Origin of the sequence: Hyalangium sp. (genome assembly GCF_045802625.1) — a bacterium.
GTDB lineage: Bacteria > Myxococcota > Myxococcia > Myxococcales > Myxococcaceae > Hyalangium.
On record NZ_JBJMQP010000158.1, the window covers coordinates 1 to 21650 of the forward strand.

The 21650-nt window shown below is 69.3% G+C and carries 18 protein-coding genes; 7 read left to right on the forward strand and 11 right to left on the reverse strand.

The features are described 5' to 3' along the window. The 7 genes from ACJ8AT_RS28950 to aroF form a co-directional block, all read right to left on the reverse strand. The coding region (locus ACJ8AT_RS28950) for a histidine phosphatase family protein (protein ID WP_407741236.1) at positions 1-120 on the reverse strand (120 nt) is incomplete at its 3' end. 9 nt (positions 121-129) lie between these two features. Beyond that, positions 130-921: a tryptophan synthase subunit alpha gene (gene trpA / locus ACJ8AT_RS28955; RefSeq protein ID WP_407741135.1), complete on the reverse strand. Its 792-nt coding sequence runs from the start codon at positions 919-921 to the stop codon at positions 130-132. Then, a complete protein-coding gene (gene trpB / locus ACJ8AT_RS28960) occupies positions 918-2126 on the reverse strand; it encodes a tryptophan synthase subunit beta (RefSeq protein WP_407741136.1) in 1209 nt (402 codons plus the stop codon). Before trpB ends, trpA begins: the two co-directional genes overlap by 4 nt. Continuing rightward, positions 2123-2770, reverse strand: coding sequence for a phosphoribosylanthranilate isomerase (locus tag ACJ8AT_RS28965; RefSeq protein WP_407741137.1), 648 nt, complete (start codon positions 2768-2770; stop codon positions 2123-2125). The genes trpB and ACJ8AT_RS28965 overlap by 4 nt, the downstream gene beginning before the upstream one ends. Beyond that, positions 2767-3546 carry an indole-3-glycerol phosphate synthase TrpC gene (locus ACJ8AT_RS28970; RefSeq protein WP_407741138.1) on the reverse strand — a complete coding sequence of 260 codons (780 nt, stop codon included), beginning with the start codon at positions 3544-3546 and terminating at the stop codon, positions 2767-2769. The genes ACJ8AT_RS28965 and ACJ8AT_RS28970 overlap by 4 nt, the downstream gene beginning before the upstream one ends. A 23-nt stretch (positions 3547-3569) precedes the next feature. Next, a complete protein-coding gene (trpD, locus tag ACJ8AT_RS28975) occupies positions 3570-4586 on the reverse strand; it encodes an anthranilate phosphoribosyltransferase (RefSeq protein WP_407741139.1) in 1017 nt (338 codons plus the stop codon). Positions 4587-4592: 6 nt separating this feature from the next. Further along, entirely contained in the window at positions 4593-5618 is a 1026-nt protein-coding gene (gene aroF, locus ACJ8AT_RS28980; protein WP_407741140.1) for a 3-deoxy-7-phosphoheptulonate synthase, read from the reverse strand. A 354-nt stretch (positions 5619-5972) separates the two neighbouring features. Between aroF and ACJ8AT_RS28985 the strand changes: the two genes are divergently transcribed. Together ACJ8AT_RS28985 and ACJ8AT_RS28990 are read left to right on the forward strand one after the other, a co-directional pair. Then, entirely contained in the window at positions 5973-7889 is a 1917-nt protein-coding gene (locus tag ACJ8AT_RS28985; RefSeq protein WP_407741141.1) for a serine/threonine protein kinase, read from the forward strand. A 16-nt stretch (positions 7890-7905) separates the two neighbouring features. After that, complete coding sequence (locus ACJ8AT_RS28990) at positions 7906-9303, forward strand: serine/threonine-protein kinase (protein ID WP_407741237.1); 1398 nt, start codon at positions 7906-7908, stop codon at positions 9301-9303. A 54-nt stretch (positions 9304-9357) separates the two neighbouring features. Here ACJ8AT_RS28990 and htpG read toward each other — a convergent pair whose 3' ends face one another. Next, entirely contained in the window at positions 9358-11361 is a 2004-nt protein-coding gene (gene htpG, locus ACJ8AT_RS28995; protein ID WP_407741142.1) for a molecular chaperone HtpG, read from the reverse strand. A 377-nt stretch (positions 11362-11738) separates the two neighbouring features. Between htpG and ACJ8AT_RS29000 the strand changes: the two genes are divergently transcribed. The 5 genes from ACJ8AT_RS29000 (at position 11739) to ACJ8AT_RS29020 (ending at position 17163) form a co-directional block, all read left to right on the forward strand. Beyond that, positions 11739-13445, forward strand: coding sequence for a dipeptidyl-peptidase 3 family protein (locus ACJ8AT_RS29000; RefSeq protein WP_407741143.1), 1707 nt, complete (start codon positions 11739-11741; stop codon positions 13443-13445). Between the two features lie 201 nt (positions 13446-13646). Continuing rightward, positions 13647-14654, forward strand: coding sequence for a protein-methionine-sulfoxide reductase catalytic subunit MsrP (gene msrP / locus ACJ8AT_RS29005; protein ID WP_407741144.1), 1008 nt, complete (start codon positions 13647-13649; stop codon positions 14652-14654). 7 nt (positions 14655-14661) lie between these two features. After that, positions 14662-15282 (forward strand): sulfite oxidase heme-binding subunit YedZ, encoded by a 621-nt coding sequence (locus ACJ8AT_RS29010; RefSeq protein WP_407741145.1) that lies wholly within the window; start codon positions 14662-14664, stop codon positions 15280-15282. 131 nt (positions 15283-15413) lie between these two features. Further along, complete coding sequence (locus ACJ8AT_RS29015) at positions 15414-15824, forward strand: hypothetical protein (protein ID WP_407741147.1); 411 nt, start codon at positions 15414-15416, stop codon at positions 15822-15824. A 31-nt stretch (positions 15825-15855) separates the two neighbouring features. Next, positions 15856-17163 carry an Ig-like domain-containing protein gene (locus ACJ8AT_RS29020; protein WP_407741148.1) on the forward strand — a complete coding sequence of 436 codons (1308 nt, stop codon included), beginning with the start codon at positions 15856-15858 and terminating at the stop codon, positions 17161-17163. Between the two features lie 84 nt (positions 17164-17247). Here ACJ8AT_RS29020 and ACJ8AT_RS29025 read toward each other — a convergent pair whose 3' ends face one another. The 3 genes from ACJ8AT_RS29025 to ACJ8AT_RS29035 form a co-directional block, all read right to left on the reverse strand. Beyond that, a complete protein-coding gene (locus tag ACJ8AT_RS29025; protein WP_407741149.1) occupies positions 17248-17721 on the reverse strand; it encodes a two-component system response regulator in 474 nt (157 codons plus the stop codon). A 177-nt stretch (positions 17722-17898) separates the two neighbouring features. Continuing rightward, positions 17899-19137, reverse strand: coding sequence for a hypothetical protein (locus ACJ8AT_RS29030; protein ID WP_407741150.1), 1239 nt, complete (start codon positions 19135-19137; stop codon positions 17899-17901). Next, positions 19134-21650, reverse strand: coding sequence for a TonB-dependent receptor domain-containing protein (locus tag ACJ8AT_RS29035; RefSeq protein ID WP_407741151.1), 2517 nt, complete (start codon positions 21648-21650; stop codon positions 19134-19136). The genes ACJ8AT_RS29030 and ACJ8AT_RS29035 overlap by 4 nt, the downstream gene beginning before the upstream one ends.

Sequence of the window (21650 nt, forward strand, 5' to 3'; positions counted from 1 at the left end):
GCCCATCCGCCGCCCGTCCTCGAGCAGCGGAATGTCCGTGCGCCCCGTGTGCTGGCCACTCCGGCTCCAGGACGTCTCACCGTGACGAACGAGGACGATCTGCGGAGAGAGTGGCTTCATGGTTCGCCCTCAGCGCTTCAGGCCGCGTTTGATCTCCACACAGAGCTGGCGCACTGCCTGCGGGCCGTCCGTGTGAGCCGCGCGCACCAGGGCGCTGCCCACCACTACGCCGTCCGCGTGGGCACCGATGGCTCGGGCCTGCTCCGCCGTGGAGATGCCAAAGCCCGCCACCACGGGCACCGGCGAGGCCTTCCGCACCAGCTCCAGGCGGGCGGACAGGTCCTTCGGCAGCTCCGCGCGCATGCCCGTCACTCCCGCCACCGAGACGCAGTACACGAAGCCCCGAGCATCCTTGGCGATGGCCTCCGCTCGCGCCGGGGGCGTGGTGGGCGCGCACAGCGGGATGAGATCGATCCCCGCCGCGTCGAAGGTGCGCCGCAGGTCCGCGCTCTCCTCGGGCGGCAGGTCCGGGAGGATGGTGCCGGAGATGCCTCGCTCGCGCGCCAGCTTTGCGTAGCGCTCCTCGCCGAGCGCCATCACGATGTTGACGTACGTCATCACCACCAGCGGCGTGTCCGGGCAGCGCTTGCGCACCGCGGGGACCACTTCGTCCAGCACGCGCTGGAGCGTGGCGCCCGCCTTCAGCGCTCGCTCCGAGGAGGCCTGGATGACCGGGCCGTCCGCGATGGGATCGCTGAACGCCACGCCAATCTCCAGGATGTCCGCGCCACCCTCCACCAGCGCGGCGAACACCTCCACCGAGCGCGCCAGGTCAGGGTCTCCCGCCATCGCATACGCCACCAGAGCGCCCTCGCCTCGAGCCTTCGCCTTCGCGAAGGCCGCTGCAATCTCGCCGCTCATGCCTTCCTCTCGTGGCCCATGGCCGGAATGCCCTTCGCCGCGATGGTCGCCACGTCCTTGTCTCCGCGACCCGAGCAGTTGACGATCAGGTGCTTGCCCTTGCCCAGCTCGCGCGCCAGCTCCGCCGCGCGCGCGAACGCGTGAGATGTCTCCAGCGCCGGGAGGATGCCCTCCGTGCGAGCCACCTCGTAGAAGGCTCGCAGCGCCTCGTCGTCCGTGGCGGTGCGCACCTCCAGCCGGCCCTCCTTGGCCAGGAATGCCAGCTCCGGCCCGACGCCTGGGTAGTCCAGGCCCGCGGAGATGGAGTGCGCCTCCTGGATCTGCCCGTTCGCATCCTGCAGCACCAGCGAGCGCGTGCCGTGCAGCACGCCCTCGGTGCCCAGCGTCAGCGAGGCGCCGTGCTGCCCGCTGTTCAGCCCGTGGCCACCGGCCTCCACGCCCACCAGCCGCACCTCCTTGTCCCCGATGAAGGGGTGGAAGATGCCGATGGCGTTGGAGCCACCGCCGATGCACGCGGTGATGGCATCCGGCAGGCGCCCGAAGGCGGCCTTGGCCTGCTGGCGCACCTCGCGGCCGATGATGGACTGGAAGTCCCGGACGATGGTGGGGTAGGGGTGCGGCCCCGCCGCGCTGCCGATGACGTAGTGGGTGTCCTCCACCTGCGCCACCCAGGTGCGGATGGCCTCGTTCATCGCGTCCTTCAACGTCTTCGAGCCCGACTCCACCGGCCGCACCGTGGCGCCCAGCGCGCGCATGCGGAACACGTTGAGCGACTGGCGCTCCACGTCCAGCGCGCCCATGTACACCTCGCACGGGAACCCGAAGAGCGCGCACGCGGTGGCGGTGGCCACGCCGTGCTGCCCCGCGCCCGTCTCGGCGATGATGCGCTTCTTGCCCATCCGCTTGGCCAGCAGCACCTGGCCGATGGTGTTGTTGATCTTGTGCGCGCCCGTGTGCGCCAGGTCCTCGCGCTTGAGCCACACGTGCGCGCCGCCCCAGGACTCCGTCAGCCGGTGAGCGGGCGTCAGCGGCGTCTCGCGCCCGACGAACTCCTTCAGCACCCGCGCCACCTCTTCGCCGAACGCGCGGTCCGCCTGGGCCGCCGCGTACGCCGCCTCCAGCTCCAGCAGCGCCGGGACGAGCGTCTCCGGCACGTAGCGGCCGCCGTAGCGCCCGAAGCGCCCGGTGGAAGTCTCTTGGGTCATGTCTGTTGCTCCCACAGGTTCACTGCCTTGGCGGAGCGGATGAAGGCCCGCACCGCCTCGAGGTCCTTGATACCAGGGCTCGCCTCCACCCCGCTCGCCACGTCCACTCCGTAGGGCCGGGTGGCGCGCACCGCCTCCGCCACGTTCCCAGGCGTCAGCCCGCCCGCCACCAGCACGGGTACTCCCACGTCCACCAGCCGCGCCACCAGCGACCAGTCGAAGGTGACGCCTCCGCCGCCGTAGCCGGGAGCCGCGCCGTCCAGCAGCAGCGTCGCCACGTCGCCCGCGCCCACGTACGTGCGCGCTCGGGCCACATCCTCCGGCCCGCGCACGCGCAGCGCTTTGATGACGGGGACGCCGAAGCCGGTGCAGGCCTCGGGCGGCTCGTCTCCGTGGAGCTGCACGGCCGTCAGGCCGCACTCTCGCACCCTGGCGCGGATGAGGTCCGGGGACTCGTTGACGAAGACGCCCACCACCGCGCCCAGCGCCGGACGGGTGCGCGCCAGGGCCGCCGCCGTGGCGGGCTCCACGAAGCGGGGCGAGCGCGGATAGAAGTTCAACCCCAGCGCGTCCGCTCCCGCGGCCCATGCGGCCCGGGCATCCTCCAGCCGCGTCACTCCGCAGATCTTCACCCGGACGCTCACGCCGTCCCGTCCCTCACGGCCAGCAGCCGCGCCAACGCCCGGCCGGGCTCCGCGTCTCTCAGCAGGGACTCGCCCACCAGCACCGCGTCTCCACCCGCGGCCCGTGCCGCCGCGAAGTCCGCCGCCGTCTTCAGTCCACTCTCGGCCACCAGCACGCGGGCCCGCTCGCGCAGCCGGGGCATCACCCTCAGCGCCGTGCCCGTGTCCGTGCGCAGCGTGGCCAGATCCCGGTTGTTGATGCCCACCAGCTCCGCGCCCGCCGCCAGGGCTCGCTCGGCGTGCGCCTCCGTGTGGGCCTCCACCAGCGCCGCCACTCCGCAGACCTTCGCGGCCGCGACCATCTCTCGCAGCAGCCCGTCCTCCAGCGCATCGGCGATCAGCAGCACCGCGTCCGCTCCCACCGCCGCGCTCTCCTCCACCTCGCGCGGGGCGACCAGGAAGTCCTTGCGCAGCACGGGCAGCGACACCGCCGCTCGCACCTGCTCCAGGTCCGCCAGGCAGCCGCCGAAGTCTACATCGTCCGTGAGGACGCTGATGGCGCACGCGCCCCCGGCCTCGTAGCCCCGCGCCACCTGGACGAGATCCTGATGCGGGAAGTCGCCGCCCGAGGGGCTCTTGCGCTTCACCTCGGCGATGACGTTCACCACCACGCCCGGCTTGCGCTGCTGCAGGGCCGCCGCGAAGTCCCGAGCCGGTGGCCGGACTCGAGCTGCCAGCGCCGGGCGAGAGACGAGCTCCCGGCGCTTGCGCGCGAAGATGTCCGCGAGGAGGTTCATTCAGGATTCTCCGGGACCGCGGCTCACGGCGCGGTTCCCTTGATGAGCGCCGCCAGCTTGCGCGCCGCCGAGCCCGAGTCAATGGACTCCGCGGCTAGCTTCACGCCCTCGCGAAGATCGGCTGCCTGCCCTACCACCAGCAGCGCCGCCGCCGCGTTGAGCAGCACCGCCGTGCGGATGCCCGAGCGCTCACCTTCCAGCAGGGCCTTCAGCCGCCGGGCATTCTCCTCCGCGTCACCCCCGGCGATGGCCTCGCGAGTTATCCGCTCCAGCCCCGCGTCCTCCGGGGCCACGGTGAACAGGCGCACCGAACCATCTTCGCGCAGCTCCGCCACGTTCGTCGGGCCACAGGGAGACACCTCGTCCAGCCCGTCCTGCCCGTGCACCACCCACGCGCGCCGGCTGCCCAGCCGCCCGAGCACTCGCGCCGTCTGCTCCAGCCGATCTCCCGCGAAGGTGCCCAGGAGCTGGTAGCGCGCGCCCGCCGGGTTCGTCAGCGGGCCCAGCAGGTTGAAGAAGCTGTAGAAGCCCAGCTCCCGCCGAGCCTGCGCCACGTGCTTCAGGGCGCTGTGGTGCGAGGGCGCGAAGAGGAAGCCCACGCCGTGCTCGTCGATGTCCCGGGACACGGCCTCGTGCGCCCGCTCCATCGGCAGGCCCAGCGCCGCCAGCACGTCCGCGCTCCCGCAGCGGCTGGAGACGGCCCGGTTGCCATGCTTGGCCACCGTCGCCCCAGCCCCCGCGGCCACGAACGCCACCGCCGTGGAGATGTTGAAGGTGTGCGCCCCATCTCCGCCGGTGCCGCACGTGTCCAGCACCACCTCCGCCCGAGGAGAGAGCTTCGCCGCCCGGGCGCGCATGGCCTCCGCCGCCCCGAGCAGCTCGTCCTCCGTCTCGCCCTTCATCCGCAGCGCGGCCGCCAGCGCGCCCACCTGGGCCGACGTCGCCTCTCCCGCGAGCATCAGGCCCATGATCGTGGCCATCTCCTCGCGGGTGAGATTCCCCCGGCCCAGCACCCTGCCCAGCGCTTCCTTGAGCGTCACGGACTGCTACCCCAGCCTCGCCACATCGCGGCCGAGCGCCCCAGCGATGGCACGCACCGCCTCCATCGACTTCTCGAACTCGGTGAAGTCCAGCGACTGGTGGCCGTCCGACAGCGCCCGCGGCGGATCCGGGTGCACCTCGACAATCACCCCGTCGGCGCCCACGGCGATGGCCGCGCGCATCATCGCTGGCACCGCCTTGCGCACGCCGATGCCGTGCGACGGATCCACGAACACCGGCAGGTGGCTGAGCGACTTGAGCATCGGCACCGCGTTCAGATCGAGCGTGTTGCGCGTCATCGTCTCGAAGGTGCGGATGCCGCGCTCGCAGAGGATGACGCGGTTGTTGCCCTTGGCGACGATGTACTCGGCCGCCATCAGCAGCTCCTTGATGGTGGCGCTCAGGCCGCGCTTGAGCAGCACCGGCTTGCGCACCTCGCCCACCGCCTCCAGCAGCGAGAAGTTCTGCATGTTGCGCGCGCCCACCTGGAGGATGTCCGCCGTCTCGGCCACCTGCGGCAGCGTCGCCGTGTCCTTCACCTCCGTCACCACCAGCAGGCCCGTCTCCTTGCGCGCCTCGGCCAGCAGCGACAGGCCGTCATTCTTGAGGCCCTGGAACTCGTAGGGGCTGGTGCGGGGCTTGAACGCGCCGCCGCGCAGCATGGTGGCGCCCGCCTTCTTCACCGCCTGCGCCGTGCCGACGATCTGCTCGCGCGTCTCCACCGAGCACGGGCCGGCGATGACGTGGATCGTCTTCCCGCCCACCGTGAGGTGGCCTACCTGGATGGTGCTGTCATCGGGCTTCACCTCGCGGCTGACGAGCTTGAACGGCTGCGAGATGGCGACCGCGTCCGCCACGCCCGGCAGAACGCGGAAGGGCTCGGGCTCCACCGCGCCCTTGTTGCCCGTGATGCCGATCGCGGTGCGAGTGCCTCCAGGGATCGCGTTCGGTTGCCAGCCCCGACGGCGGATCTCCTCATTGACCCGCTCGATATCCTGGAGCGTCGCATCCGGCTTCATCACGATCAGCATGGGGCACCTATCTCCGAGTCGAGGCCGCCGGGGCAGGCCGGCGGATGATGATGAAACAACCGCGAGCCATGCGTCTGAGCAGCAGCGCCGCCTGGTCGCTTTCTCACGGGGTGAGAAGTGTCTGCCTGCTTTCATGGCAAATCAAGCGAGGCTGGAGGTTTACCCCGTCGGTGTAGAGGGGCCAGAAGGCCAATAGGACGGAGCGAGAGCCCGGGCGTGCTGACGCTCCGTGCAAGGTCGCGCCCGCACAGTGCGAGTAGGCGCTGCTCACACCTGTGCCCTGGGCGAGGAGGGAAAGGTACGAGCCTGCTGGGCTTGCTTGCAGGGCTCCTGAGATAGCATCCGCGCCCAACCATGAGCGAAGACGACAAGACCCATCTGTCGGGGCAGCGCGAGGGGGTGAGCAAGCCGGCCGGCCCCGTGCAGATCGTCCCCGGCACGGTGCTCAAGGGCACCTACCGCATCGACGCCGAGCTGGGCAGCGGTGGAATGGGCACGGTCTTCCGAGCCACCCACCTGGGGTTGGACAAGACGATGGCGGTGAAGGTGCTGTCGCCTCGAGCCGTGGCCACCCCGGACAGCCTGGCGCGCTTCGAGCGCGAGGCAAAGGTGGCCGGCAAGGTGAGCCACCCGGCGATGACGGCCGTCATCGACTTCGGCGTGGAGCAGGGCACGCCGTACATCGTCATGGAGTACGTGAACGGCGAGGAGCTGGCGGAGCTCATCGAGCGCAGCGGCCCCATGTCGCCTCGGCGCACGGTGGCGGTGATGCGGCAGATCGTCTCGCTGCTGCGGGCGGCGCACGCGCTGGGCATCGTCCACCGGGACTTGAAGCCGGCCAACATCAAGATCATCCAGGAGACGCCCGAGGACAGTCACGTCTTCGTGAAGGTGCTCGACTTCGGCGTGGCGAAGATCGTCGGCGACATCTCGGGGCAGCTCACCAGCGAGGGCATGCTGGTGGGCACGCCGGCGTACATGGCTCCGGAGCAGATCAACGGCAAGCCGATTGATGGGCGGACGGACCTCTATGCCGCGGGCCTCATGTTCTACGAGATGCTCAGCGGCGTGCGGGCCTTCAAGGGCGAGACGATCGCGCGCATCCTCCACGCGCAGATGAGCGAGCCGCCGCCGCCGCTGACCGTGCCGGTGCCGGACATCGTCCGCCAGACGCTCCAGAAGTTCTGCGAGAAGCGCCCGGAGGACCGCTTCCAGGACGCGGCCGAGGCGGACCGGGCGCTGATGGCCTGCGAGGACGTGTTGCGCCCGCCCTCGGTGAACGTGGCCACGAACACGGTGCTGCCCGCCGCCACGGAGCCGGAGAACGCTCCCGACAACGGTGTGCGGACGATCGCGTACCGTCCGAAGAAGGCCGAGCCGGCTCCGGTGCCCGCGAGCGACCCTGCGCCCGTGGCCGCCGAGCCCAAGCCTTCCTCGGGCATCTCCGTCTCGGACTCCCTGGTGAGGGAGGGGCGGCAGACTCAAGAGAAGCCCGCGCTGGTGACGGAGCCCGCTCCGATCGGCCCGCCCCCCAAGCCTGTCCCCGCGCCAGAGCCGCCGCCGCTCCAGACCGTCCAGCCCGGGAGATCTTCCGGGGCCGGCCCGGTGGTCGTGGTGCTGGGCGTCGCCTTGTTGCTCGTGGTGGCCGGGATCGCGGGAGGCGTATGGGCCTGGAAGAGTGGCCGGCTCGCGGGGCTTCCGTTCGTGCCCTCGCCTGGCGGTAAGACTCCGGCCGGGACCGACCCGGGTGCCGTCGCGACCCGCGCTCCCTCCAACCCTCCGCCGCCCACCGAGCCTCCGCAGGCGCAGGGCCCGGCTCCCACGGGGACGGAGAAGGCCACGGACACTCCCGCGGCGGTGGAGCCGGAGAAGACGCCTGGGAACGAGCAGACCGCTCAGGGCCAAGAGGGCTCGCAGGCAGGGGATCAGCCCGAGGCTGTGGAGAACACGCCTCCGCCGCAGGAAGAGGTGCACCGGGCTCGCTGCTTCGTCTCGGTGGTGGCACTCGAGTCAAATCGACAGGGCAACGGCCAATTTGGGCCGTGGCTGCCGAAGTCGGTGAACTCGCGGACCGAGGTGGACTGCGACTCGGTGGCTGCGCGGGAGATCAAGCGCGAGTACCAGGACCTGTTCAAGAAGTGGCCGGAGTCCCACTCGGAGAAGGTGCTTCAGACCCAGACCCTCTCCTTCGAGCCCCAGAAGAAAGGGGCTCCGAATACCCGGCGGGTGGTGGTGAAGGTCCACACGAAGGTCTCCGAGAGCTCCCCTTGAGCGAGGCGTGGAACGCATGAACGAGGATGACAAGACGTATCCGCCTGTCCGGCCCCCACCGCGGCAGGCGACGTCTTCCGCGCTCCAGATTGCTCCTGGGGCTGTGCTCAAGGACACCTACCGCATCGACGTCGAGCTGGGCAGCGGCGGCATGGGCACGGTCTTCCAAGCCACCCACCTGGGGCTGGACAAGACGATGGCGGTGAAGGTGCTGTCACCTCGGGCCATCTCCTCACCCGAGAGCCTGGCGCGCTTCAGCCGCGAGGCGAAGGTGGCTGGCAAGGTGAACCACCCGGCGATGACGGCCGTCATCGACTTCGGCGTGGACCAGGGCACGCCGTACATCGTCATGGAGTACGTGGACGGCATGGAGCTGGCGGAGTTCATCGGGCGCAACGGTCCGATGCCTCCTCGGCAGGCGGTGGGGGTGATGCGGCAGATCGTCTCGCTGCTGCACGCCGCGCACGCGCTGGGCATCGTCCACCGAGACCTCAAGCCGGCCAACATCAAGGTCGTCCAGGCGGGGCCGGGTGACGGGCAGCTCTTCGTGAAGGTGCTGGACTTCGGCATCGCCAAGGTCATCGGAGACATCGCCGGACAGCTCACCAGCGAAGGGATGATGGTGGGCACGCCGGCGTACATGGCGCCGGAGCAGATCTCCGGCAAGCCCATTGACGGGCGGACGGATCTCTATGCCGCGGGCCTCATCTTCCACGAGCTGCTCAGCGGCGTGAGGGCCTATCAGGGCGAGACGATTGCTCGCATCCTCCACGCGCAGATGAGCGAGCCTCCCCCGCCGATCTCCATCCCGCTGCCGGATGTGGTGCGCCAGACGCTCCAGAAGTTCTACGAGAAGCGCCCGGAGGACCGCTTCCAGGACGCGGCCCAGGCGGATCGGGCGCTCATGGCCTGCGAGGAGGCGCTGCGCTCCTTCATCGCTCCCGCCGTGGGAGCGCCACCGGGCAGTGTGGCGCGCCCTTCGGAAGTCGCGCCTGGGACCTTCTCCGCGACGATGCAGCGCCCCGAGTCCGGGCCCGCGCCAGCCCCGGCCCCGTCAACAGGAGGCTTCTCGGCGACGCTGCAGCGGCCCGAGTCTGGCGCCAGCGTGAATCGGCCTCCGTCTTCACCTCAGCCCCGGCCCGTCCCGGCCCCTGTGCCGAACGCCAGGCCCGCTCCGAGTCCGCGCGGGAAGTCCTCGGCCTTGGGCAAAGGCTGTCTGGTGGCCGTGCTCGTCGTGGGCTTCCTGGGGTGTCTGGGGATGAGCGGGCTGGTCGCGTTGGCCATGGCCAAGGGCCGCCAGGTGCAGGCACAGCAGCAACAGTGGCAGCAGCAGGGGCATCCTCAGGGCCAGCCCACGCCGCCTCAGACCGACGAGGACGATGACTCGGATCCCCCGGAGGAGGATCAACAGTAAGGAGGTGGCTGCCTCCCCCGAGGCAGCGCACCCCTCATGAGCCAGGCCTGAGCGTCAGGCCTGAGCCGCGGAGCCCGGCGTACTCGTGGCCTCGGTCGCCGGCGTGCTCGCGGCCGGGGCGCCGTTGGCGGGAGCCTCGACGGCCTGGGCCGCCACCTGCGTCAGCAGCGCCGTCATCCGCTTGGCGAAGCGGTTGGGATCCTCCAGCGCGCTGCCCTCGGTGAGCAGGGCCTGATCATGCAGCAGCTCGATCCACTCGGCGACCCGCTCCGACTTCGAGTCCTTCTCGTGGAGCTTGCGCAGGTGCTCGATGACGGGGTGCGCGGGGTTCACCTCGAGGATGCGCTGGGCGCGCGGCATGCTCCGGCCGTGCTCGCGCAGCAGGCGCTCCAGGAAGGCGGGCGAGCCCCCCTCGGGCAGCACCAGGCAGACCGGCGAGTCCGTGAGGCGGTCCGACACGCGCACCTCGCGCACGGCGTCCTTGAGCACCTCCTTCATGTGGTCCGTGAGGGACTTGAGGCCCTCGGCGCGCTGCTCCTTCTCCTTCTTCTCCTCGGCGGACTCCTGGAGCTTCAGGTCGGCCTGGAGCGCGGACACCAGCGGCTTGCCATGGAACTCGTGCAGCCCCTGGGCGGCCCACTCGTCCACGGGGTCCGTGAGGTAGAGCACCTCGTAGCCGCGCTTGCGCAGCGCCTCCAGGTGGGGCGAGCCCTCCAGCGCCTTCCGGGACTCGCCGAACACGTAATAGATGGCCTGCTGGCCCTCCTTCATGCGTGACACGTAGTCGGCCAGCGAGGTGAGGCCCTCCTCGCGGCTGCTCTCGTAGCGCACCAGCCCGCCCAGCTTCTCCTTGTTCTCGCCGTCGCTGGCCAGCCCCTCCTTGAGGATGGAGCCGAAGTTCTTCCAGAGCGCCGTGTAGTCCTCGGGCTTGTCCTTGGCGAGCTTCTCCAGCAGGTCCAACGTCTTCTTCACCACGTGCTTGCGGATGGAGCGCACCACCGCCGAGTCCTGCAGCAGCTCGCGCGAGACGTTGAGCGGCAGATCATCCGAGTCCACCACGCCGCGCACGAAGCGCAGCCACGGGGGCAGCAGCTCCTCGCAGTCATCCATGATGAAGACGCGCTTGACGAACAGCCTCACGCCGCGCCGCTTCGCGGTGCCGTCGAGATCAAACGGCCGGCGCTTGGGCAGGAAGAGCAGGCCGGTGAACTGCTGGTTTCCGTCCGTGCGGAAGTGCGTCCACGTGAGCGGCGGCTCGAAGTCGTGGGTGAGGTGCTTGTAGAACTCCTGGTACTGCTCGTCGGTCACCTCGGACTTGGGGCGCTGCCAGAGGGCGCTGGCCTTGTTGACGGTCTCGAAGGCGGTGGTGGTGCCCTTCTGGCCCGTCTTGGCGTCGATGACGTCCGAGGGCTTCTTCACCTGGAGCTGGATGGGGTGGCCCACGTAGTCCGAGTACTGGGTGATGAGCGAGCGCAGGCGCCACTCGTCCAGGAACTCCTTCTGGTCGGCCTTGAGGTGGAGGGTGACGGCGGTGCCGCGAGTGGTGTGCTCGGCGGGCTCCACGACAAAGGTGCCCTTGGCCTCGGAGGTCCACTTCCAGGCCTTCGAGTCCTGGCCGGCGGCGCGGCTGACCACCTCCACGCGGTCCGCGACGAGGTAGGCGCTATAGAAGCCCACGCCGAACTGGCCAATGAGGTTCACATCCTTTTGGCCGCGCTGGGTGAGCTGCTCCAGGAACTCGCGAGAGCCCGAGTGGGCGATGGTGCCCAGGTTCTTCACCAGCTCATCATGCGTCATGCCGATGCCGGTGTCCTCGATGGTGACGGTGCCCCGCTCGGCGTCGGGGATGATGCGGATCTCCAGGGTGGGCTCGCCCCCGAGCAGCTCGGGCTCGGTGATGGTGCGGAAGCGCAGCTTGTCCAGCGCATCCGAGGCGTTGGAGACCAGCTCGCGCAGGAAGATCTCTTTGTGGCTGTAGAGGGAGTTGATGACCAGGTTGAGCAGCTGATTGATCTCGGCCTGGAAGGAGTGGGTCTCCCTCTGGGTATCGACGGACATGGTTCCTCCGGACGCCCGATGTAGGCGTGACCCGTTCCCCATAACCATTCCGCAGGCGTTGTCGAGTCCGGAAGGCCGCCCGCCTGCAACCCGGCCAGGGACAGCCCTCAAGGAGACAGGGACTCGGCCTCCAGCTTCGCATGGAAATCGAGGACTTTCCGCATCTGTGGGTGGGTGGCCAGGGGGCTCAGATCGACGTTGCGGTCCAGGCGTCGATAGAGTTCGGAAGCAAGAGCGTCTCGTGGGACACCGAGTATCTCCGCCAGATAGGACTGACAGTCCCTACCTCACCGTCCGTCAACCACGGGAAAGAGCCGGACACGGAAACGCGCGTCGTGTTCCCCACCCGCCAGGGAAGGCGATAAGAGTGCCGCCCCATGACCCGCTACCTCCTCTCCCTGCTCACCCCGGTGCTCCTGGCCAGCGCCGCCTGGGCCGCGGAGCCCGCCGCGCTCCCCAGTGCCTCCGAGCTCCAGCGCCAGACGGCGCGCTTCGCCCCCGTGGACCTCAAGCTCGACGTGTCCAAGCTCCCGGACAACGAGAAGCGCGCGCTGGCGAAGATGGTCCAGGCCGCCCGCTTCATGGACACCCTCTTCATGCGCCAGTCCTGGGCCGGCAACGAGACGCTGCTGCTGGATCTGCTCCAGGACACCACGCCGCTCGGCCGCGAGCGGGTGCACGCGTTCCTCCTCAACAAGGGCCCCTGGTCCCGGCTGGACGAGGGCCGTCCCTTCCTCTCCGGCGTTCCCTCCGCGCCGTCCGCTCCGGGCAGCTTCTACCCACCGGACGCCACCAAGGAGGGCATCGAGCAGTGGGTGAAGAGCCTGCCCGAGCCCCAACAGCATGAGGCCACCGGCTTCTACACCACCATCCGCCGCGGCCCGGATGGCAAGTTCACCGTGGTGCCCTACAGCGTCGAGTACCAGAGCGAGCTGGGCCAGGCCGCCCAGCTCCTGCGCGAGGCCGCCCAGCTCACCCAGCAGCCCACGCTGAAGGCCTTCCTCACCGCTCGCGCGGACGCGTTCCTCTCCAACAACTACTACGCCAGCGAGGTGGCGTGGATGGAGCTGGACGCCAGCGTCGAGCCCACCATCGGGCCCTACGAGGTCTACGAGGACAACTGGTTCAACTACAAGGCCGCCTTCGAGGCCTTCATCACCCTCAAGGACGACGCGGAGACGCAGAAGCTGGCCCGCTTCAGCGGCGAGCTCCAGGGGCTGGAGAACACCCTCCCCATCGATCCGAAGCTGCGCAACCCGAAGCTCGGAACGCTGGCGCCCATCCGGGTCGTCAACAGCGTGTTCTCCGCCGGAGACGCCAACCGGGGCGTGCAGACGGCCGCCTACAACCTGCCCAACGACGAGCGCGTCACCGCGGAGAAGGGCAGCAAGCGCGTGATGCTCAAGAACATCCAGGAGGCCAAGTTCCAGCGCGTGCTGCTGCCCATCGCCAAGGTGGCGCTCGCCGCGAAGGACCGCCCGAACGTCTCCTTCGACTCCTTCTTCACCCACATCCTCATGCACGAGCTGATGCACGGGCTGGGGCCTCACAACATCACCGTCGAGGGCAAGCAGACCACGGTGCGTCAGGCGCTCCAGGTCTCCTCCAGCGCCATCGAGGAGGCCAAGGCGGACATCGCCGGCCTCTGGGCGCTGCAGCAGCTGGTGAACAAGGGCGTGCTCGGCAAGGAGATGGAGCGCACCATGTACATCACCTATCTGGCCTCCACGTTCCGCTCTCTGCGCTTCGGCACCGACGAGGCCCACGGCAAGGGCGTGGCGCTCCAGCTCAACCACTTCCTCGACACCGGCGCGGTGAAGGTGAACCCGGATGGCACCTTCTCCGTCGTCCCCGAGAAGATCCAGGACTCGGTGGCGGCGCTGACCCGGCAGCTGATGGAGCTGCAGGCCCATGGAGACCGCGCCCAGGCCGAGTCCCTGCTGGCGAAGCAGGGCGTCATCCGCCCCGAGGCGAAGAAGGTGCTCGACAAGCTCCGGGACGTGCCCGTGGACATCGAGCCCCACTTCGTCACCGCCGAGCAGCTCGTCCGTGACTTCAGCGGCTCCGAGAAGGCGGCCAAGTAGCCCTCGCTCAGCGGTCGCCCGCTCCCCGGCCCACCATGAGTCGCCCGGTACCCCATGGTGGGCCCTAGGGCGAATGAAGGATGCTCGGGCTCGTGCCTCGGCCCTGACTTCCCAGGGGGAGGCCACCGCCCGGTAGGCGAGGGGGCAGCTCCTCTCCGCTGGGTGTAACTCGAACGCGGGCTGCCGCGTACCAGAGGAGCCATGTCCGAAAAGAAGGCGCCCGAGCCCCCCAGCTCCGAGATCACCCCCGAGAAGCTCTACCTGCGTCGCCGCGAGCTCATCAAGAACGCGGGCCTCTTCGCCGGGACGGCCGCCGTCGTGGGGGGTGGCCTGTACCTGCTGGGCATGAAGCGCACCCGCCCCATGGACAAGTTCGTCCCGGACGCGGGGCCGCTGCCCACGCTGGCCACGCTGCCCGTCGCCGAGTCCAAGGGCCCCGGCCCCTACGACACCGACGAGCCCAAGACGCCCTACGAGGACATCACCACCTACAACAACTTCTACGAGCTCGGGCTCGACAAGAACGATCCCGCTCGCAACGCCCACACCCTCAAGCCGCGGCCGTGGACCGTCACCATCGACGGCGAGGTACACAAGCCGCAGACGGTGGACATCGATCAGCTCATCTCCTGGTTCCCCCTGGAGGAGCGCGTCTACCGGATGCGCTGCGTCGAGGCCTGGTCCATGGTCATCCCCTGGGTCGGCTTCCCGCTGGGCGGGCTGATCAAGCGCGTGGAGCCCACCAGCCGCGCCAAGTACGTGGCCTTCACCACGTTGATGGATCCGGAGCAGCTGCCGGGCGAGAAGCGCCCCGTGCTGGACTGGCCCTACGTGGAGGGTCTGCGCCTGGACGAGGCCCAGCACCCGCTGGCGCTGCTGGCGGTGGGGCTCTACGGCAAGACGCTGCCCAACCAGAACGGCGCGCCGCTGCGGCTGGTGACGCCCTGGAAGTACGGCTTCAAGGGCATCAAGTCGATCGTGAAGATCACCCTCACCGAGCAGCAGCCGCCCACCACCTGGAACCTGGCCTCGTCGCGCGAGTACGGCTTCTACGCCAACGTGAACCCCCAGGTGGATCACCCGCGCTGGAGCCAGGCCTCCGAGCGCCGCGTCGGCGAGTTCAGCCGCCGCCCCACGCTGCCCTTCAACGGCTACGCCGAGCAGGTGGCCTCCCTCTACGCCGGCATGGACCTGCGCGCGAACTACTGAGCATCCCATGGCCTCCCCGCCGTTTCCCTGGCTCAAGCCCGCCGTCCTCGTAGGTGGACTCGCTCCGCTGGCGCTCCTGGTGCTCCAGGGCGTGCAGGGGACGCTCGGCCCCAATGTCATCGAGGCGGTGCTCAATCAGACCGGGCTGATGGCGCTCATCTTCCTGGTGGGCTCGCTGGCGTGCACCCCGCTCAAGGTGCTGTTCGGTTGGACGTGGCCCATCCGCATCCGCAAGCTGGTGGGCCTGATGGCCTTCACGTACGCGGTGATCCATTTCTTCACCTACGCGGTGGCCGACCAGGGGCTCAAGCTGGGTCCCATCCTGGCGGACATCACCAAGCGGAAGTTCATCGCGGTGGGCTTCATCGCGCTGATGCTGCTGGTGCCCCTGGCCGCCACCTCCACGAACGCGGCGGTGCGGCGCATGGGCTTCCCCGCGTGGCAGCGGCTGCACCGGCTGGTCTACGTGGCGGCGTCGCTGGGAGTGATCCACTTCGTCTGGCGGGTGAAGAAGGACGCCACCGAGCCCTTCATCTACGGCGCGGTGCTCACGCTGCTGCTGGGAATCCGGGTGGTGGAGGCCGTGCGCAAGCGCCGCCGGGCCCGCCCGGCGCCGCGTCCGGCCTGAGCGCGGAGGCACGTCCCGAGGCCATCAATCTTGGCCACGAGCCGGGCCTGATGCTCTACTGCCGGGCCAGCACGCCGCACCGAGGGTGCAGGCGCGGCTACATCGAACATCAGGGTACCAGGAGAGGATCCATGGGTCTGGCTGAGAGGCGAGTCGCTGCTGCGTATCAGAAGGACAAGTTCCCCGCGTGGAAGCAGAAGCTCAACGAGCTCGCGGGCTACGAGCTCGCGTTCGAGGTGAACTGGGATGAGCTGGTGAAGGAGGGCTTCCTCGACTCCTACCCGAACACCATCGACTACAACTTCTTCATGCCGCTGGAGGCCGCCCTCAAGTCCATCACCGCCGATGACCTCGGCCGCGAGGCCCTGAAAGCGAAGATCAAGGGCATCCGGATCACCAGCGTCCGGGGCTGGTCCTCGCTCGAGGCAAAGGTCGAGGGCGATCGCCTGCTCCTCGACGCGGATCCCAGCTATCAACGCGACGACTCGGCCGTCACGGATTACGCCCAGCGGATCACCAGCACCCTGGAGAGCGCGCTCTGAGGGTGGAGCTCACTCCGGAGCGAGGAAGATCATGCACGGATTTGCGGTGGCCCGGAGGACTTCGCGGTCATGGCTCGGAGCAGCCCTTCTCCTGAGCCTGGGTGGGTGGGGCTGCGGAGGAGGGGATGACACCACCTCTCCGACGAACGTCCGGGTGACGGGCGGCGTGACGGCGGGAGAGACCCTCTCGGGCCGGCGGACCCTCGAGGCCACCGCCCAGGATGATTCCGGGAAGCTGAGCAAGGTGGAGTTCTATGTCTCCGGCGCGCTCGCCTGCACGGACGCCGAGGCCAAGAACTCCGGCGCGACCTTCTCGTGCTCCTGGGACTTCTCCACCAACGCTCCGGGAAGCCAGCAGCTCACCGCCAAGGCCTATGACGCCGCGGGCAACTCCTCCCTCTCCGCGCCTGTCGACTTCACCGTTTCCACGCCCAACCGCGCTCCCACCCTCAGCCAGGTGCTCGCCTCGCCCTCGGCCATCCATGAGGCCTCGAGCACCACCCTCACCGTCACCGCCAGCGACGCGGATGGGGATCCGCTCACCTACGCGTGGACGCAGGCCCCGGTCGTCCCGGCGGGGACCTGGGGCAGCGAGAGCGGAGTGATCCGCACGTGGACCGCGCCCTTCGTCTCGCACGACACGGTCTTCACCTTGAAGGTGACGGTCTCGGACGGAAAGGGCGGCACGGCCCAGCTCTCGGTGGACGTCCCGGTGGCGAACGTCGCCGCCCTCAACCGCGCTCCCACCGTGGACGCGACCATCTCCGCTCCCGCTCAGGTGATCGCCGGGGACACCGTCAACCTCTCCATCGGCGCCACGGACCAGGACGGGGATCCGCTCACCTATGCCTGGAAGACGAACCCCTCCGGCGAGGGCACCTTCATGGACGCCGCGGACGGCCTCTCGCAGTGGCGCTCTCCCGACATCGCCACGGCCACCCCCTACTCCTTCCAGGTCACCGTGTCCGATGGCACCAGCTCCGTGACGCGCTCGGTGGACGTGCGGGTCAACGTCCCCACGTATGCCCGGGACATCCAACCGCTGTGGACTCCTACGTGCACCGGCTGCCACAACGACAGCCCCAACACCTTCGGCAGCCTGTCGCTGGAGGCGGACAGCTCCTACGCCGCCCTGGTCAACAAGAACGGAGTGGGCGTCTGCAGCAGCCTCAAGCGCGTGCTGCCGGGCCAGCCCGAGGACTCCCTGTTGATTCAGAAGAGCTCCGGCGAGAGCTGCGGCGGAAGGATGCCGCAGACGGATCCGGAGTACTTCGACAAGAACCCTGGCGAGCTCACCCGGATCCGCTCATGGATCCTCGCGGGAGCTCTGAATAACTGAAGCCGGGCCTCTACCTGGGATGCGACGTCCACGGACGTGGCATCCCGGGAGGCTCCGGCTTCTCGGGCAGCGGGGAACCGCGGCTCAGGGGTTGCGCGGCAGGATGGTGTCCACCAGCGTCATCAGCTGCGCGCAGCTCACCGGCTTGCGCACGAAGGCGTTGATGCCGGCCTTCTGACCCTGGGTGCGGACCTCGGCGACGTTCGGGTCGCCCGTCATCATCAGGATGGGCGTGCGAGCGATGCGCGGGTTCGGGTTGGAGCGCACCTGCATGGCGAAGTCCGCGCCGCTCATGCCCTCCATGCGGAAGTCCGTGAGGACCAGATCCACCGCGCCCTGCTCGAGCACCTTCAGGGCTTCCTCGCCCGACTCGGCCTCGACGTACTCGAAGTTCCGAGCCATCAGGTAGATCTTCAGCAGCGTCCGGATGGAGCGGCTGTCGTCGATGAGGAGGACGCGCTGCGGCGTCCCAGTAGCGGCCTTCAACACAGGGCGAACCGACTCCACAACGGGTCGAGGAATGGAGATGGTTGCGACAGAGGCGAGCGTTCCAGCCATGACAGGATCCTTCCCTCGTTCAGGAAATCCCCCTGAACTGCACAACTGGAATAGTGCAGGAAAGCCCGTCGAATGTCAAAACGAAGTGAAGGCCGCGAAACAGGTAATTCGAGAGCGTTTGTAGGCCTGGGTAGGGCGGCTGTCTCCCCGTAGAGAGCTCCCGGTGAAATCAGAAGGTTAGGGGACCTGGAGGGAGAAGCCCTGACCGTCGATCGCGGGGAGGCCGAGGCCTGCCGCCAGGGACGGGGAGAGCTCGTTGGGCACGCGCCACGCCTGTCCCGTGGACTGGAGGACGATCACCGCGTAACGGCCGGAGGGCATCTTCGTCAGGGGAGCCGGGGCGCTCGGGTTGCGCGCGTCGAGCGCGAGCGGGCGCACGGCCACGGTCAGCTCGGACAGCGGGAGCACGGCGTCCGTGTTCGGGCGGCCATTGGAGTCATAGAGTCCGGGCGGCAGGGCATCCGGCACAATCCCCGCGGCGAGCACCACGAGATCCGGCGCGCCATCCATGGGGCCGCTGGCGTGCGCGTAGTCCACGCCCTCGGCGTCGAGCACGCCGTTGTTGTCCAGATCGTTCTCGTCGGTGATGCCGGAGCCGCCGTCGGCGAGCTTGCGCACCACCACGCGCGGCCAGAGGTCCGGCGCACCGTCCCCATTGGCGTCGTCCGGCACGCCGTCATGGTTCTCGTCCACGAAGCGCACGAGGAACATGGGAGTGCTCAGGTTCACGGCGCCCTGGACGATGGGGCGGGCGTGGAGCTTGAGCAGCTTGATGCCACCAGTGGGCTCGATCGTCGACGGGCCCGTCACCTCGAAGACAGGCCGGTCCGCCTTCACGGTGGCCATATCGGAGAAGCTCACGGTGACGCCCATGACGGGGATGGGGGTGCCGATCTCATCCACCCCCACTTCGATGATCCGTGGGGCGAGGGTGGCGAGGTCCACCGAGGCCCCGGCCACATCGCCCAGGTTGGGCTCGGCGGTGACGTTGTACCAGGGGATGAAGTCCGGGCCGTGGCAGGGCTTCACGCCGGTGTGGCACTGGTCCGTATCGATGAAGCCTCGCAGCAGGTAGCGGCCCGGGCGCACCAGGGGGAAGACGAAGGGCGCGGTGAACGGCCCCGTCGTGCTCGTGCCGAACTCCGAGCCGAACAGCTCTTCCTGGGTGACCACGGCGAAGGCCACGGGGTGGCCGGTGCCCTGCGGCGGGGGCGGGTGCTCGACGTCGTAGAGGAACACGACGGCGTTGCCGCGGGCGGGGCCCTGGACCACGACGCTGCCCTCGATGCGCGCGCTTTGGGTGTTCTGCTGGCGATCGCTGGTGGCCACCACGGGAGGCGGCTCGCAGCCCAACGCCAGGAGGGTGGAGAGCAGAAGGCCCGAGAAGGCCAGACGCTGGGAGCGGAAGGGACTCATGGGGTCACCGTCAGGGTCGCGTAGACGCGGCGCTCGATGCGGTTGCCAAAGGGGTGCTCGGAGTGGCTGGCGCCCAGGTTCGAGCCCACCACCGCCACCGTGAGCTTGTCCTTCACCACCTCGTAGCCCACGCGGGCGTTGAGCACGGTGTAGGCCGGCAGCGCGTTGGAGAGGAGCTGGATGCTGGTCGGGTCCGAGGCGGCGGGCTCACGCTCGATCCACGTGGTGCCCGAGGTGTAGGCCGCGTCCACGCCGAACTCCAGGTCCGCGCGGGTGCGGTACGTCAGGCCGCCAAAGAGCTTGACCTGCGGCGCCTGGCTGCACGGGCCGCACTGGTCCGCCGCCTCGTTGTCCGAGCCCACCTTCTGGAAGGCGCTGCTGAGCTTGATGCCCAGGCCGTCCACCGGGGACAACGAGACACCCACCTCCACACCGCGCGAGGTGTAGGTGGCCGACTCGTTCTGGAAGAAGGAGTTGCCCACCACGTAGGTGCCGGACTCCGGATCGAACGAGTCCCCCGCCGGCAGCCGCTGCACCGCGGACAGGCCGATCAGGTTCTTCACCGTGTTCTGATAGACGGCCACGTCCCAGTCGATGCCCAACCGGGGCGCCTCGCCGCGGTAGCCCAGCTCGTAGGCCACCATCCGCTCGGGCTTCAGCGTCTGGCTGCCCAGGGTGAGCGCGCTGGCGCCGGGCACGCCGGGGGCGGGGACGAGCAGGTGCGTGTAGCTCTCCAGGAAGGTGGGCTCGCGGAAGGCCGAGGCGGCGCTGGCGCGGAAGGCGTGTCCCTCGAAGGGGATGTAGATGGCGGACACGCGCGGCGAGTGCGCCAGGCCGGGCTTGCCCTCATCCAGCAGCGGGTGGCGATCCGCGCGGTAGGAGGCCACCAGGCGCAGCGGCTCCACGGGCCGCCACTCGTCCTGGACGAAGGCGGCCAGGTGGAGCTCCTGCTTCACCTCGCCCAGGTAGCTCCACCCCACGCGCTTGACGCGGGCCTCCGTGCCCACGTTGAGCAGGTGCTCACCGGCCAGCTCGAACACCTTGCTGAAGAGCCCCTCGCCGTTGAAGACGTTGGAGGTGACGTGGGTGACCAGCGAGCGCTGGCCGATGGGCTCGAACTGGGGCCCCGCATCCACGTCCACGTTGTTCCAGAAGGCCTTCAGCTTCACCGGCCCGAGGCTGGCATCCGCCTTCGCGTAGGCGGTGACTCCGTCCATGTAGAAGTTGCGCAGCGTCCCCAGCGGATAGAGCTCCGTGGAGAAGCGGTGCACTCCGGTGGACAGGCCCAGCTCCATGCCGGGCGAGAAGGTGTACTCGGTGGCCAGGTTGCCGCGGGCCCCGCGGTAGCCCACGTCCCCGCTGGGCGCGCGCCGCACCATGTCCGGCCGGTTCTCGGCGAAGTCCTCGCTCCACTTGTCTTCCTGCCCGTAGCCCACGGACAGGCGGTAGCGCATGGCGCTGGCGGCCCCGTAGCTGACGAAGTTGCCAGTCACCGTGTTGCCGCCGCCCACTCGGGCGGTGATCTGCCGCTGCCCGGTGCCCGGCGCGCGGGTGATGATGTTGACCACGCCGAGCATCGCGTTCGCGCCGTACAGCGCGCTGCCGGGGCCGCGAATCACCTCGATGCGGTCGATCTCCTCCAGGGAGATGGGGAGGCTGGACCAGAGCGTCATGCCCAGGAAGTCCTGGTACTCGCTACGGCCGTCCACCAGCACCAGCACCTTGTTGGCGATGCGCTGGTTGAAGCCACGAAGCGAGAAGTTGGCGCTGCCCACGCCCAGCTCCATCACGTCCGCGCCCGGCACCCGGCGCAGCAGCTCCACCAGGCTGGTGGCGCCTGAGAGGCGGATGTCCTCGGCGGTGATGACGGTGGTGGCGTTGGGCGCCTCGAGGGAGGACTGGGCGCGGCGGCTGGCCGTCACCACGCGCTCCTCGTAGGGCACCGCGCCTTCATCCACCAGGCCTGCGGCAGCGGCGGGCTGTGAGGTGGGTGTACCCCCCGGGGTGGGAACCGCCGAGGCGACAGGAGCGGGCGCGGCGGAGGCGGCGGGCAGGGACTCGGCGCGAGCGATGGCCTTCTCCAGCCGATCGACGAGGGCGGCCAGGGCCTGCGCATCCGGAGCCGGCATCTTGGACTGCTGAGCCGGGGCGTTGGTATCGGCGGGCTGGGCCCCCTGGGCCGCCTTCACCGTCACTTCCAGCTTCGCGATGGTGGCACGCACCGACTCCGCGTCCGGCGGGTTGGCGGCCAGGTAGCGCCGGTACCAGTCCAGCGCCTCCACGGATCGGCCCGCGTCCAGGTAGGCGTGGGCGATGTTGTAGAGGACGTTGGGGTGCGGCTTGATGGCGTAGGCCTCTTGCAGCTCTGAGATTCCCTGGTCGAACTGACCCTGGGAGATGAGGCTCATGCCGTTACGGAAGTGGCGGCGCGCTTCCAGACGCTCGTCGGCCAAGGCAGTCCCCGCGTACAGACAGAGCGCGAGGACGCCCGCTCGCTTGAAAACTCCGGGCAT

What these genes read in the sequence shown, in the direction of transcription:
- trpA (WP_407741135.1), bottom strand. Translation starts at nt 921, where the DNA reads ATGAGCGGCGAGATTGCAGCGGCCTTCGCGAAGGCGAAGGCTCGAGGC.
- trpB (WP_407741136.1), bottom strand. Translation starts at nt 2,126, where the DNA reads ATGACCCAAGAGACTTCCACCGGGCGCTTCGGGCGCTACGGCGGCCGC.
- ACJ8AT_RS28970 (WP_407741138.1), bottom strand. Translation starts at nt 3,546, where the DNA reads ATGAACCTCCTCGCGGACATCTTCGCGCGCAAGCGCCGGGAGCTCGTC.
- aroF (WP_407741140.1), bottom strand. Translation starts at nt 5,618, where the DNA reads ATGCTGATCGTGATGAAGCCGGATGCGACGCTCCAGGATATCGAGCGG.
- ACJ8AT_RS28985 (WP_407741141.1), top strand. Translation starts at nt 5,973, where the DNA reads ATGAGCGAAGACGACAAGACCCATCTGTCGGGGCAGCGCGAGGGGGTG.
- ACJ8AT_RS28990 (WP_407741237.1), top strand. Translation starts at nt 7,906, where the DNA reads ATGAACGAGGATGACAAGACGTATCCGCCTGTCCGGCCCCCACCGCGG.
- htpG (WP_407741142.1), bottom strand. Translation starts at nt 11,361, where the DNA reads ATGTCCGTCGATACCCAGAGGGAGACCCACTCCTTCCAGGCCGAGATC.
- ACJ8AT_RS29000 (WP_407741143.1), top strand. Translation starts at nt 11,739, where the DNA reads ATGACCCGCTACCTCCTCTCCCTGCTCACCCCGGTGCTCCTGGCCAGC.
- msrP (WP_407741144.1), top strand. Translation starts at nt 13,647, where the DNA reads ATGTCCGAAAAGAAGGCGCCCGAGCCCCCCAGCTCCGAGATCACCCCC.
- ACJ8AT_RS29010 (WP_407741145.1), top strand. Translation starts at nt 14,662, where the DNA reads ATGGCCTCCCCGCCGTTTCCCTGGCTCAAGCCCGCCGTCCTCGTAGGT.
- ACJ8AT_RS29015 (WP_407741147.1), top strand. Translation starts at nt 15,414, where the DNA reads ATGGGTCTGGCTGAGAGGCGAGTCGCTGCTGCGTATCAGAAGGACAAG.
- ACJ8AT_RS29020 (WP_407741148.1), top strand. Translation starts at nt 15,856, where the DNA reads ATGCACGGATTTGCGGTGGCCCGGAGGACTTCGCGGTCATGGCTCGGA.
- ACJ8AT_RS29025 (WP_407741149.1), bottom strand. Translation starts at nt 17,721, where the DNA reads ATGGCTGGAACGCTCGCCTCTGTCGCAACCATCTCCATTCCTCGACCC.
- ACJ8AT_RS29030 (WP_407741150.1), bottom strand. Translation starts at nt 19,137, where the DNA reads ATGAGTCCCTTCCGCTCCCAGCGTCTGGCCTTCTCGGGCCTTCTGCTC.
- ACJ8AT_RS29035 (WP_407741151.1), bottom strand. Translation starts at nt 21,650, where the DNA reads ATGCCCGGAGTTTTCAAGCGAGCGGGCGTCCTCGCGCTCTGTCTGTAC.